General features: G+C 40.7%; 9 protein-coding genes. 6 read left to right on the plus strand and 3 right to left on the minus strand.

Translation table 11 applies throughout. The features are described from left to right. The first annotated feature begins 211 nt into the window (after nt 1–211). The 4 genes from IQ244_RS01890 to IQ244_RS01905 all read left to right on the plus strand — a co-directional run bounded on the left by IQ244_RS01890 (nt 212) and on the right by IQ244_RS01905 (nt 7,210). A complete protein-coding gene (locus IQ244_RS01890) occupies nt 212–3,148 on the plus strand; it encodes a zinc-dependent metalloprotease (protein ID WP_193889380.1) in 2,937 nt (978 codons plus the stop codon). A gap of 258 nt (nt 3,149–3,406) precedes the next feature. Beyond that, nucleotides 3,407–4,765: a guanitoxin biosynthesis MATE family efflux transporter GntT gene (gene gntT, locus IQ244_RS01895; RefSeq protein WP_193889381.1), complete on the plus strand. Its 1,359-nt coding sequence runs from the start codon at nt 3,407–3,409 to the stop codon at nt 4,763–4,765. A gap of 109 nt (nt 4,766–4,874) precedes the next feature. Further along, entirely contained in the window at nt 4,875–5,873 is a 999-nt protein-coding gene (locus IQ244_RS01900; RefSeq protein WP_193889382.1) for an IS630 family transposase, read from the plus strand. 68 nt (nt 5,874–5,941) lie between these two features. Then, nucleotides 5,942–7,210 (plus strand): lipid-A-disaccharide synthase, encoded by a 1,269-nt coding sequence (locus IQ244_RS01905; protein ID WP_193889383.1) that lies wholly within the window; start codon nt 5,942–5,944, stop codon nt 7,208–7,210. Here the strand turns inward: IQ244_RS01905 and IQ244_RS01910 are convergent. Beyond that, nucleotides 7,207–7,593 (minus strand): hypothetical protein, encoded by a 387-nt coding sequence (locus IQ244_RS01910; protein ID WP_193889384.1) that lies wholly within the window; start codon nt 7,591–7,593, stop codon nt 7,207–7,209. The genes IQ244_RS01905 and IQ244_RS01910 overlap by 4 nt on opposite strands. Nucleotides 7,594–8,214: 621 nt before the next feature. Between IQ244_RS01910 and IQ244_RS01915 the strand changes: the two genes are divergently transcribed. Beyond that, nucleotides 8,215–8,892 carry a M23 family metallopeptidase gene (locus IQ244_RS01915; RefSeq protein WP_193889385.1) on the plus strand — a complete coding sequence of 226 codons (678 nt, stop codon included), beginning with the start codon at nt 8,215–8,217 and terminating at the stop codon, nt 8,890–8,892. A gap of 339 nt (nt 8,893–9,231) precedes the next feature. Here IQ244_RS01915 and ftsH read toward each other — a convergent pair whose 3' ends face one another. Continuing rightward, nucleotides 9,232–11,190: an ATP-dependent zinc metalloprotease FtsH gene (gene ftsH / locus IQ244_RS01920; RefSeq protein WP_193889386.1), complete on the minus strand. Its 1,959-nt coding sequence runs from the start codon at nt 11,188–11,190 to the stop codon at nt 9,232–9,234. A gap of 387 nt (nt 11,191–11,577) precedes the next feature. Here ftsH and IQ244_RS01925 point away from each other — a divergent pair, with 387 nt between their 5' ends. Next, nucleotides 11,578–12,123 (plus strand): NADPH-dependent FMN reductase, encoded by a 546-nt coding sequence (locus IQ244_RS01925; RefSeq protein WP_193889500.1) that lies wholly within the window; start codon nt 11,578–11,580, stop codon nt 12,121–12,123. A gap of 170 nt (nt 12,124–12,293) precedes the next feature. Here the strand turns inward: IQ244_RS01925 and IQ244_RS01930 are convergent, their stop codons facing one another. Next, nucleotides 12,294–13,259, minus strand: coding sequence for a 1-aminocyclopropane-1-carboxylate deaminase/D-cysteine desulfhydrase (locus IQ244_RS01930; protein WP_193889387.1), 966 nt, complete (start codon nt 13,257–13,259; stop codon nt 12,294–12,296). Nucleotides 13,260–13,338 lie beyond the last annotated feature (79 nt).

The following is a 13,338-nucleotide window of genomic DNA, read 5'->3' on the forward strand; positions in this document are numbered from 1 at the left end:
ACAATCATACTTACTATTTATTCGCTAAGGAATTGTTAAGCATAATACTACAGCAAAACAGTACACAACATCTATAAAAACTGAAGCCAAAAATCCGCCTTTGGATATCAGATAACTTCAGTCATTTTTAGGTTGCTTCTACTGATGGCAGCCAAAAATTTTATTTGTAAAAATTAAAAACTACTAGTAATCTTTATCAGGGCTAAAGTGAATGAATAAGGTAGCTTTTTATGTAATTTTGCTACATGGTTTATTATTAGGAATAACAACTGCTCGTGCTGAGTCGTCAGGTAGTCACAAAGATAATCAAACTTTAGGTGTTAATCAGATTGCAGAAGTTACATCTGTCAAAAATAGCCAAGAACCTGCCTGGAAAAAACTACCATCACCTCAAGTTTGGGTAATTAATCAAGACAAAAAAGTCCAAAGTCAGCCCTTTACTTGGGTGGTTAGAAATCTCAAGCAAGCGGAAAAGCAACCATTCTTAGAAGTTACTAAACCCAGCAATAAACCCGAAAAAAAGCCAAATTCTTCCGTCAAACCAGCAACAAAGGATGATTTAGAAGCTTTTGATGAAGTAGTTAAAGATACAGAAAAAAAGGAGGGACTGTTCACCCTCTATCGCAATCCCAAAAAGAATAAAATTTATCTTGAAATTAAACCAGAACAGTTAAATAACAATTTTTTAGCCACCGCCACACTAGAATCTGGAATTGGCGAACGGGGTATTTATAGCGGGATACCTTTGCAAGATTTTTTATTTTATTGGCAGCGGGTAGATGACAAATTACACTTTGTTGTCCGTAACGTAAATTTTCGCACGCGGGAAGGAGATCCACAAGCGCGATCGCTTGCCCGGTCATTTAGCGATTCAATTCTCTATATGTTACCGATTAAAAGCGTTCATCCCCAACGCAAAACTATCCTTGTTGACCTCAGTGACTTGCTACTTTCCGATTTGGCTGGATTATCTGCAAGTTTAGGTGTGACCGCCACTACAGACCAATCATACTTTGGTGACGCGAAAGCTTTTCCCCATAACGTCGAAATTGAGTCAGTATTAAATTTCTCTAGTGGAAGTAGTAGCACTAGAGATAATCCACGGCTGAATTTCGCCTCCTTGGCTGATAGCCGTGGCTTTACTTTGCGCGTCCATTACAGTCTTTCACAATTACCGAATAACAATTACCGTCCACGTTTAGCCGACGAACGAGTTGGTTATTTCATCACCGCTTACCAAGACTTAACTAAAGATAGTGGTGATCCCTTTGTTCGTTATATCAATCGTTGGAATTTAGAAAAAGAAGACCCCAAAGCTAAAATCTCCCGTCCCAAAAAACCAATTGTGTTTTGGATTGATAATGCAGTTCCTTTAGAATACCGTGATGCCATTAAAGAAGGCATCCTTATGTGGAACAAAGCCTTTTTGCAAGCAGGTTTTAAAGATGCGATTGAAGCCAAACAAATGCCAGATAACGCCACCTGGGACCCGGCGGATATTCGTTACAATACAATTCGCTGGATAAACACAGTTGATGGTTATTTCGCAATGGGGCCATCGCGCGTAAACCCCCTAACTGGCGAAATTTTAGATGCAGACATTTTAGTTGATGCTAGTTTTGTACGGGCGTTGAAGAGTGAGTATCGCAAAATCGTTCAACCTAACGCCAACCAAAATCGCACCTCCTTATCAACTTGGATGCAAAATCGCTTTCTTTGTGGCGGGGAAGCAGCCAAAGACGAAAATTCTCCCCAACTAGAACAAAGCGGGTTATTGCGGAATTTATCTAAATTAGCAGGGGAGTATGATTTATGTTATGGCATGGAAGCCACTAATCAGTTTGCCTTTGGTTCTTTGGCAATGACGCTGTTAAAAGACGGTACACCTAGCCAAGACCAAGTAAAAGAATATATCAATCAATATTTACGCTTAATTATTGCCCATGAAGTTGGTCATACCCTGGGTTTGCGCCATAATTTCCGGGGTAGTACTTTATTAGCACCGCAGGAGATGAATAATAAAAATGTCACCCAGAATAAAGGGTTGACTACTTCTGTGATGGATTATATTCCCCCAAATATTGCTCCCCAAGGGACAAAGCAAGGTGATTATTTTCCCAGTGCGGTGGGTGCTTATGATGACTGGGCAATTCAATATGGTTATATTTCCACCCAGGCGACATCTCCCATTGCCGAAAAACCATTGTTGCAGGAAATTGCCAACCAATCTTATAAACCAGAGTTGAGTTATTCCACAGATGAGGATGTTTACGACCTCGACCCCACCGCCGATGCTTGGGATAATAGTAACAATGTGCTGGTTTATTCCCAATGGCAGCTAGATAATTCACGGGTAATGTGGGATCGTCTGAACAAAGGTTATCCCACAGCCGGGGAAAGCTACAGCGATGTTAGTGAACGCTTTAGTACAGTGTTAGGCAATTATTTTCAGCAAATTTATTATGTGAGTAAATATATAGGAGGACAGTCTTTTTACCGCATCAAAGGTGGTGATGTAGACTCTAGTAAACTGAGCGGCCAAAATCGTTTACCATTTCAACCAGTCCCTGTAGAAGAACAACGGCAAGCTTTAAAAACCTTACAAAAGTATGTATTTGCGGAAGATGCCTTAAAATTTTCCCCAGACCTGCTGAATAAATTAGCACCTTCCCGTTGGCGGCATTGGGGCAGTTACCCGCGCGTAGGAAGGTTAGATTATCCAATTCATGAGTTAGTTTTATTCTTGCAGAGTGCCGTTTTGCACGATTTACTCTCAGGCGATCGCCTCAACCGTCTCAAAGATTTGGAACTCAAAGCCCAATCAGGCAAAGCACTGACATTACCCGAATTATTTGATACTCTCCAAGAAGGAATTTGGACAGAAGTTATCAAACCCAAAGGATCTGCTTTACAAATCTCCAGTATCCGGCGAGGTTTGCAACGAGAATATCTGAATCTCTTAATTGCTATGGTGTTGCGTAAAGAAGATGTACCAGAAGATGCCCGGACTTTAGCTTGGTACAAACTCAAGCAATTAGATGAAAAACTCGCTCAGGTCAGTTCTCAAGACGAGTATAGCAAAGCGCATATTCTGGAAACACGCGATCGCATTGAAAAAGTCTTGAATGCACAATTACAAGGAAATTAAATTAGGCTTAGGCAAAAAGATAATCTATTAAGACTGGGTGTAGGGGTGTAGGGGTGTAAGGGTTTTAAACACCTACACCTCTATGGGGAAGTCAAAATACAAAAGTAAGAGAATTTTTGACTTTTAACTTTTGACTTGATTTTGCCCCTGTACCCTTAATCAAGAATTATTCTTTCACCAGACACGATATCAGATGCCATTTCTCAGAGAAATAGTTCAGACTGGAATTTATATTCCAGTACAGACAACAAACAATCTATGACAATTGCGGTCTCACCCAAGTACAACTTCTTGCCTCGCTTTTACAAACTGGCAAGCATTAGTATGCTATCCAACATGATGGTTCCCTTAGCCGGGTTGGTGGACATTGCCTTTTTGGGACACTTGGCAGACATCCGTCACTTGGCGGGAGTGATTTTAGCAACGATTATTTTTGACTACCTTTACCGAGTCTTGAAATTCCTCCGTTCTAGTGTGAATGCCCTGACTGCACAAGCTGTCGGACTCGATGACCACAAAGCCGTACTCTTAGCAGGGATACGCAGTGGTTTAATTGCTTTGGGAATTGGCTTATTAATTCTGTTACTACAATACCCATTACAAAAACTGGGCTTTACAATTCTCAGCGGTTCCCCAGAAATTGAAATTGCTGGGGCTGATTATTTCCAAGCCAGAATTTGGGGAGCGCCCGCCGTATTGCTGAATTTTGTCTTAATTGGCTGGTTTATGGGGCAAGAAAAGAATAGCGTAGTCTTGCTTATGTCTGTAATTGGTAACGGTTCTAATGTGGTGCTGGACTATTTGATGATTTCACTGTGGGGTTGGGAAAGTATGGGAGCCGGACTAGCCACAGCCATTAGTCAATATCTGGCGCTCGTAACTGGTGTGATATATGCCTGCTTTACTATTCCCTGGAAAACTTTACCCGCCGCTTTACAAGAAGTGTTTGATTGGGTAGCCCTCAAAGATACTGTGGCGCTCAAGAGTAACATTCTCATCCGCTTTGTTGTCTTGATTTCTACTTATGCTATCTTCACCAACTTGAGTGCAGCAATGGGAACAGAAATCTTAGCCGAGAACGGTTTGTTATTACAGATTGCTTTGTTGAGTCAGTTCACTGTCCAAGGTGTGGGGATGACAACTCAAACGCTCACTGGGAACTTTTATAGCAAAGGCACTAAAGAACAGATGAGTCCACTACTGACTGTCTCGATATTAACCAGTTTGGTAATTGCATTAGCTTTTGCAGCGGTATCGGTGCTGTTTCCTGATGCAGTATTTGGGCTGTTAACTAATCACGCAGAAGTTAACAAAAATGTCAGTAATTATACAATTTGGTTGTTGCCGCTGCTAGGATTAACCGCCATTGCTTTTATGTTGGAAGGTTATTTCATCGGGTTAAAAGAAGGTGCAACCTTACGTAATGCAGTCTTAATTGCCTTTGGATTAGGCTTTTTGCCTGTAGCAGTTACAGCCTCCTATCTTCACAATAACCAAATACTTTGGATGTCGCTGGTAGCTTATATGGCAGTGAATCTCACAGTATTGGCAGTGCAAATACCCCGCACATTTGGTAGCCCAACTCTCGAAAATCAGCAACCGCTACCATCTAGTTAGTTGGAGTAAAAAATTGCACGCACATATAAGTAGTCGGACAGAATTAATTACACAAATAACTAGTAAAATATATCAGAATAAGAAAGTTATGTAATAATTCCAATTTTTGATGATATTTATCAGAGAAGTAAATACCCTTTCATTGAAACTACTGGAGCGAATTTATCGCCAAAGCCGACATTATCAGGTACGTCAAAGAGCGCATTGCCTAATATTAGCTTCACAAGGTGTCAAAATAGAAGAACTGAGTAAGATTTTTCAAGTCAGCTATAAGACACTCTATAACTGGTTTAATCGCTGGGAAACAGAAGGAATGGTAGGATTGTATAACAAACCAGGAAGAGGCTGTAAACCTAAATTCAATACTGCCCAAAAACAAAAAATTAAAGAGTGGACTAAACAAGAGCCGAGACAACTAAAACAGGTTGTACAACAGGTAAAAGAAGAATGGGGAATTGAAGTAAGTAGCAAAACGATTCAAAGAATAATTAAAATGCTGAAAATGAGTTGGCATCGAATGCGTCGAGATGTTGGAGGAGAGCCAGAACCTATAGAATATGCGGAAAAATCAGCACAAATAGCAGAATTTAAACGATTAGAAGATGAAGGCACAATTAACTTATATTACTTAGATGAGACTGGATTTTGCCTCATTCCATCTGTTCCTTATGGCTGGCAAGATATCGGAGAATACTTAACGATTCCGAGTCGGCCTAGTCCGCGTTTAAATGTCTTGGGAATCATGAATAAAAATAATCATTTAGAAGCTTACGTTTCATCTCAAAGTATTAACTCTGATGTGATTATTGCTTGTATTGATACTTTCTTTCCTACAGTTGATCAACCCACAGTGATTGTGGTTGATCAATCCTCAATTCATACTAGTGATGCTATTCTTGACAAAATTGAAGAATGGAAAGAACGTGGTATTACCATCTTTAAACTGCCTGCTTATTCACCAGAGTTAAATTTGATTGAGATTTTGTGGCGGTTTATTAAGTATGAATGGATTGAAATAGATGCTTACAAAAATTGGCAGTCCTTTGTCGCATCTGTTGAAAAAATTCTCAGAGAATTTGGAAAAAATTATGTAATTAATTTTGTCTAACTACTTACCACTAAGATTAAAAACAATTCTTAATTTTGACTTTTGCCTTTTGACTGTTGCCATAACTCATGAATCCAGTAGATATTCTCATTCTCTCCAATGGCCCTGGAGAAATCACAACTTGGGTGCGTCCAGTTGTCCAAGCATTACGCCAACAACTAGGAGATGACTGTTCTTTAGTCAGAATTTCTGTAGTATTATCACCTTGCCCAAATGCTAGTGGTAAAGAAGCTGCGATCGCTCTTTCTTACCCAGAAGTTGATAGAGTTCAGGGAGTAGAACATTTTTGGCAATTTTTACTTTGGGGAAAAACCTATGAAAATTGGGATTGGAGAAGCCACGGCGTTGTAGTTTTCCTGGGTGGTGATCAAATTTTTCCGGTGATTATTGGCAAAAAACTCAGATATCGCACCGTAGTTTACGCCGAATGGCAAGCCCGCTGGCATAACTTAATCAACCGCTTTGCTATAATGAAACCAAAAGTCGCCCAAAAAGTTTCCCAAAAATACGCTCATAAATTTACAGTTGTCGGCGACTTAATGCTAGAAGCTCAAAACTCAGCACTCCCCACTCAGCACGGGCTGAACGCCCCGCTAACGCTAACAGGACTCATAGGCATTCTCCCCGGTTCAAAAGCCGCAAAACTCACCCAAGGAATCCCCTTAACTTTAGCTATTGCTGAATATATCCACACCAAACAGCCGCAAATTAAGTTTGTCATTCCCGTAGCGCCAACTTTGGATTTACCAACCTTAGTCAGCTTTGCTGATCCTCGCAAAAACCCTTTTACCGAAACTTTTAAATTTTCTGGTGCTTCTTTAGTGATGCCAGAACAAAATCATGAATACCCGTTACTGAAAACAGATCAAGGATTAAACATCGAACTACACCAAGAAAATCCTGCATATAGCATCTTATCGCAATGTAGTATCTGCTTAACGACAGTCGGCGCAAACACAGCGGAACTTGGATCTTTAGGCGTACCAATGATTGTGTTACTACCAACGCAACAGCTTGATGCTATGCGTTCTTGGGATGGTCTACCAGGATTATTCGCAAATTTGCCAGGAGTGGGGACAACATTTGCCAAATTAATTAACTGGCTATTTCTACGCCGCAAGGGTTTATTAGCATGGCCAAATATCTGGGCGCAATCAGAAATAGTTCCTGAAATTGTAGGTCAACTGCAACCACAAGAAATTGGTGAAATGGTATTAGACTTGTTAGCGCACCCAGAAAAGTTAGAAGAAATGCGTACTAATCTTAGACGCGTTCGTGGTGAAAGCGGTGCAGCGCAAAAAATAGCGCAGATTGTCTGTGAGGAAATCGAGCCTTAATCTGAAGACTGACCATCTCGTCGCCCCAGTTCATAAATGCCACAACCAATACAGGCAAGTATACCCATACTAATTGCCCAACTGCGACCCAAGCTGATTTCTACACCCCAGTTACATAAAGTACCTATCCCTAAAAATGGCAGGATGCTAAACAATGAGGCGTAAAAAGCGTTTTGGGATTCTCTAGCTTTGCGAGTCTTCTCAAATTCCGTCTGGCTGGTGTAAAGCGATCGCTCGGCAAAGTTAAACCAACGGTTTAATTGTTCAATCACCCATTCACTACACGGGAACAAACCTAAGTACAGCGCTAAAGACCACAGACTAGCGCCAGCGATCGCAACGGTATCTACTTCAAACGAGAAAGGCAATATATCAGTCAGCATGGCTTGGGTGCGTCCTGCAAATGGTCATCTTGGCCTTTTTTCAAGCTCAATTGACCTATTCAGCAATTTTAAGCATAAATGCTGGCAAGATTTCAACTATCTAGAGCAAAAAGTCCATTCCTTTCGGGAAAGGTCACAGGTAATTGAGTGCTGAGTGTAAACCCAGCAAATTCAAAGCTTTGAGTAATTAACCTTGTATCTGAACTACGACAATACTTTTCTCTGTTCCTGATTCCCTATTGCTACGTACGTATATACATAAGTATGGCTATAGTCTCTCTTACTGAAAACTGCCAGGATGTAAGAGAGTGCAACTAGGCGCATACTGTAAAAAATATATTTATCTAGTAAAAAATCTCCAAAATTATCACTTAAAAGTAACTTTTAAATTCCAAAATCTGATAACATAATCAAGAAAATTCTTGGACTGATATCCTTGATACACAAGTGATATCAGTTACTTACTTACACAAAATAAGGTTTTTATGTAAATAGTTAGGATAAACAATTTAAATTGAAAATCAAAAAAATAATTAAATTTATCAGTACTAATTAAGAGTTAAACAATAGAGATTGTTCCAAAAGAATACAGATAATACGGTGAAAATAAGGAATCAAATAATGGGTCAAAGACCAAAAAAAGTATTGCTGTCTGGAGCCACACTATTAGTATTAGGTTTAGGTGTTGTTGGTTTCAGCACTTTAGGGTCAAATGTCGAAACAGTCACAGCCAGAGAAGTGCAGCAAAGAACAGCCACAAGGAGCAATGGTTGGTTAGCTGCTTCTTTCCCTGTCGAAAACTTTCAAGCATACACATCACCCTTTGGTTATCGCCGTTCTGCGACTGGCGGGGCTAATTGGGAGTTTCACGGAGGCTTAGATATAGCTGCACCACAAGGTAGTTATATTCGCAATTGGTGGGTAGGTAGAGTAGTTAAAGTGGCTGATCGCACTGCTTGTGGAACTCACATAGTAATTAAATCTGGCGAGTGGGAACACACCTACTGTCACATGGAAGGTAATGTAGAAAGCACATCAGGTCGGCGCTACTTGATAGACAGATCTGGTGGAATTCAAATTTGGGAAGGTCAAGTAATTCCCACTGGAGTCAGGATTGGTCGCGTGGGAATGACAGGACGCACCACAGGGCCGCATCTCCACTGGGGGCTGAAATATGCAAATAACTATGTAGACCCTGCTTTAGTGTTGCGAGAAATGTTCACCCAGCAACAAATTGCCAGCAGAGAGTCAAAAATTATCATTCAAGAGTCAAAAAATCAGCGTGATTCTGGTTATTAAAGAAAAATCCAGAAGTCAGAATTAATGAATGGCGGGGTTGAATCAAATACAATCAACTTCAGTTTGAAATTGCGATGAATTCTGAATTATGTTTTGTTAAATAAGGTCTTGTTTCTGCCATTCTGGCACACTTACACTTTTCCAAGTTGCTATGCTGTTTGGCAGAAAAACATCCTAAATTAGAGCAATATTGACTTTATCCCCTGGTAAAAACTGGGGGATTTTTTCTCTTCAACTTCTACAGGGGAGGAAACAGTTATTGAAATCTTAATCAAAATAATTATGTAGAGACATTGCATTGCAACATCTCTACAAATCGGCAAACCTTAGCCAAAAGTTTTAATTAGGTACAGCCAAGGTCGCTGCGTCAGTTACTTGTTTATCTTGATGTTCAGCCACAATTTGTCTAAATTGTTCTCCGTCAATTGTTTCTTGCTCAATCAGAATCTCTACTAAATGGTCAACTAATGTGCGGTTTTCTTGAATTAGGCCTTTTGCTGTGTCGTAGCATTGGCTGAGAATTTCCCGTACTTTCCGATCAATTTTGGCGGCTATTTCTTCGGAATATTCGGATTTGCTCATCCAGTCACGCCCCAGAAATACTTCACTGTTGGGAGATTCTAAAGAAAACTGGCCAATTTCAGACATTCCATACTGTGTTACCATCTGTCGCGCTATGGATGTCGCATATTCTAATTTGCGGTTTTCGCGCATCCCGCCAGTGACTTCTGGTAAACCAAAAATTACTTCTTCGGCGGCTCTACCACCTAATACAGCAGTAATTCTAGCTAAGAGTTGCGATCGCGACATTAAAAAATGTTCTTCGTCAGGCGTGAACCAAGTTAAACCCCGTGACTGTCCGCGGGGAATTAGAGATACTTTTTGTACTGGGTCATGGTTTTTGAGCAAGGTTCCGACTATGGCATAGCCAATTTCGTGATAGCCAATTAATCGTTTAATTTTACTATCTACGAGGGGTGTGCCTTCCATCCCTGCCACTACGCGGTCAACAGCATCATTGATTTCTAAGATGGTGATTGCTTCTTTGCGTCTTCTGGCGGTGAGAATGGCGGCTTCGTTGAGTAAGTTGGCTAAATCTGCACCAGTAAACCCTGGTGTGCGGCGAGCGATCGCATCTAATGACACACTCTCGTCAATTTTCTTATTGCGGGCATGAACTTGTAATATTTCTAATCGCCCTTTTAAGTCGGGCGCATCAACAATTACTTGTCTGTCAAAGCGTCCGGGACGTAATAAGGCTGCATCTAAAACATCGGGACGGTTAGTAGCGGCAATAATAATAATGCCTGTATTACCTTCAAAACCATCCATTTCGGTAAGCAACTGGTTGAGGGTTTGTTCTCTCTCATCGTTCCCACCACCAATACCCGCACCCCGCTGTCTACCTACAGCGTCGATTTCATCAATAAATATTAAACAGGGAGCATTTTCTTTGGCTTTCTTAAATAAGTCACGGACGCGGGATGCACCAACACCAACAAACATTTCCACAAATTCCGAGCCGGAAATGCTGAAAAATGGTACGCTTGCTTCTCCGGCGATCGCTTTTGCAAGTAAGGTTTTACCTGTTCCTGGCGGCCCGACCAACAATACACCTTTAGGAATACGTGCGCCGACTGCTGTAAATCTTTCTGGCTGCTTTAAAAAAGTGACGACTTCTTGTAGTTCTTCTTTGGCTTCTTCGACACCTGCAACATCGTCAAATTTTACGCCAGTTTTCGCTTCCATTTGGAACCGCGCTTTGGATTTGCCAAAGTTCATGGCTTGGCTGGAAGCATTTGTTGAGCGACGCAGGAAGAGGAACATTAAAGCTACTAAGGGCAAAATCCACATCAGATTGATTAACAATCCGACTGCGGCTCGACTGTTAGCAGAGGATACCTCACCAAACTCAACGTTTTTCGCTTTGAGTTTGTTAATTAACTCTGGATTTTGATTTAAAAGTCTTACCTGTAGGGGCGGTGTATCTTTTTGTCCTTGGAGATATACTTTAGCTGTTTGTTCGGTTTCGTCTAATTCGACTTTTTGGACTTCGCCTTTTTCCGTTCTTCTGATCAACTCACCATAACTTATTTCGCGCTCTGCTCTTTGTGCCAGGGCTGGTGTCCCACCAACAATATTTGGCAACATCATTAAACTGGCGATTAACGCCCCAGACCAAGCAACAGTTTTTGGCGTTCGCTTTTGGTTGGTTTTGCCTAACTCTGGCTTGGCCGTAGTTGATTTAATTATGGGCGATCGCTGTTGCATCAATGCCTTTCTCCTGAAATTTTTCATATAATTTACCTTTTTTCTGCTGGCATGAGCTTCGCGCTGGTTTTATGCCGATTTTTCTAGCAAAAATTGCAATAACTGGAAATCACTGTTTTTTATCTAGTCTAACTTCTACACCAAACTATTCCCTACTCTCTTTCACCATGCTACTCAAGGAATTCTATCTTTGTCGGATAAATTATGCTCCTGGGTAAGATGATGATAAACAAAGCTTGACAGAGTATTAGCATCAGTACAGTTTTTATTGATTTTTTGCATCTACGGCTGAGTCATACGACAAATTTGACTGCAAAACCATAACTCGCTAAGATAAGCATAGTCGTAATGACTACGACTTTTAATCATACTTTTTTCTGTACTAGCTATTTATTTGTAATGGATGGGGAAATTATGGTCAGAATTGTTGGCATTGGTGGTAGCTTAAGACATAACTCCTATACACAGTTGGCTTTACAAGTAGCAGCACAACGGTTACAAGCCATAGGTGCAGATGTAGAAATTTTAGATTTGCGGCAATTACAGCTACCATTTTGTAACGGTGAAAAAGAATATCCCGAATATCCCGATGTGAAGCGCTTGCGTGAGACTGTCAGTGGTGCGGATGGATTGATTTTGGCGACACCAGAGTATCATGGCGGTGTGAGTGGTGTATTGAAAAATGCCCTGGATTTAATGAGTTTTGATGAACTGTCAGGAAAAGTCACAGGACTCATTAGCATTTTGGGAGGTCAATCTAATAGCAACGCCCTCAATGATTTACGGATAATTGTGCGTTGGGTACATGGTTGGGTCATTCCCGAACAAATCGCCATTGGCCAAGCTTGGGGTGCTTTTAACCCAGAAGGGAAGTTGTTAGATGAAAAACTTTCCCAACGATTTGACGAATTTGCTCAAAGTTTAGTTGATAGCACTCGCAAACTCAAAGGTATCAATTAAATTTGTAGGGTGGGCAAAATTTTGCCCACCTAAGTCTTAAAGTAAGAATTCAGCACCCAGGAGTCAGAAGCCAGAATTTAGAAATATCTAGAGGATTAGCAAATTAATTCATCAAATATTTCTCCTGATTCTTTAAACCTTCTGACGGATGTATTCTGACTCCTGAATACTTACGTTTTAAATTTAGCGGTCTTTTGTTGTATACCTAAGTTGCCTTGTAAACCGCCAGTGTGAATCAGTAGAATGCGATCGCCCTTTCTAAAAAATCCCTGCTGTAATAAATCCATCACCCCATAAAACATCTTGGCGGTGTAGACGTAATCTAAAGGGATATCGTAGGTTTGCTGAAATTGCTGGCTAAACTTGAGTAGTTCATCGTTGATTTTGGCATAACCGCCGAAGTGATAATTGCAGATTAATTCCCAAGAACACAAAGAGTTATTTGGTGTGGGTAAACCAGAAGCAAGGTAACTCTCCAATAAACTGTCGATTTCTTGTTTGAGAAATCCACCATTTTTGAGAACAGGAAAAGCGATTCCTCTTTGCTTTTGAGTCAGTGAAAGTAAAATCCCCGCAAAAGTCGTACCTGTACCACAAGCCACGCAGATAACGTCAAAATCGTTGGCTTCTGGAAGTATCTCTGTACAACCGCGCACACCATTTAAGTTAGATCCCCCTTCAGGAATAATAAATACTTCACCGTAGCGTTCTCTCAGTTGTGCGTGTAATTCTGGGGTGTGGCGTTGTCTGTAACTGGTGCGATCGCAGTATACCAGTTGCATACCCTGTTGGACAGCAAAACTCAACGTCGGATTCAGTGGTAATCTTTCCTCACCACGGATGATCCCAATTGTCTGCAATCCAAATAATTTACCTGCGGCGGCGGTGGCAAAAATATGGTTAGAATATGCACCGCCAAAGGTCAGCAGCGTTGAAAAACTCTTTTCTTCAGCTTCTAAAAGATTGTATTTCAGCTTATACCACTTATTCCCGTTCACCCAAGGGTGCATTAGGTCGAGACGCAGTACAAACAGTTCTACACCAGCACTTTCGATGATATTGCTATGAATCTGTTGTGTAGGCGAAGGAATAAAGCATTTCTCATTTAGCTCAAATACAGCGTTACCTGCGTTCATCTGTGGTTAAATTACTCAGCATAAAACTAATGATAAACATTGACTAATTACAATGGTAAACCAATTTTGATCATGAATA

This window comes from Nostoc sp. LEGE 06077 (assembly GCF_015207705.1).
Lineage (GTDB): Bacteria > Cyanobacteriota > Cyanobacteriia > Cyanobacteriales > Nostocaceae > Nostoc_B.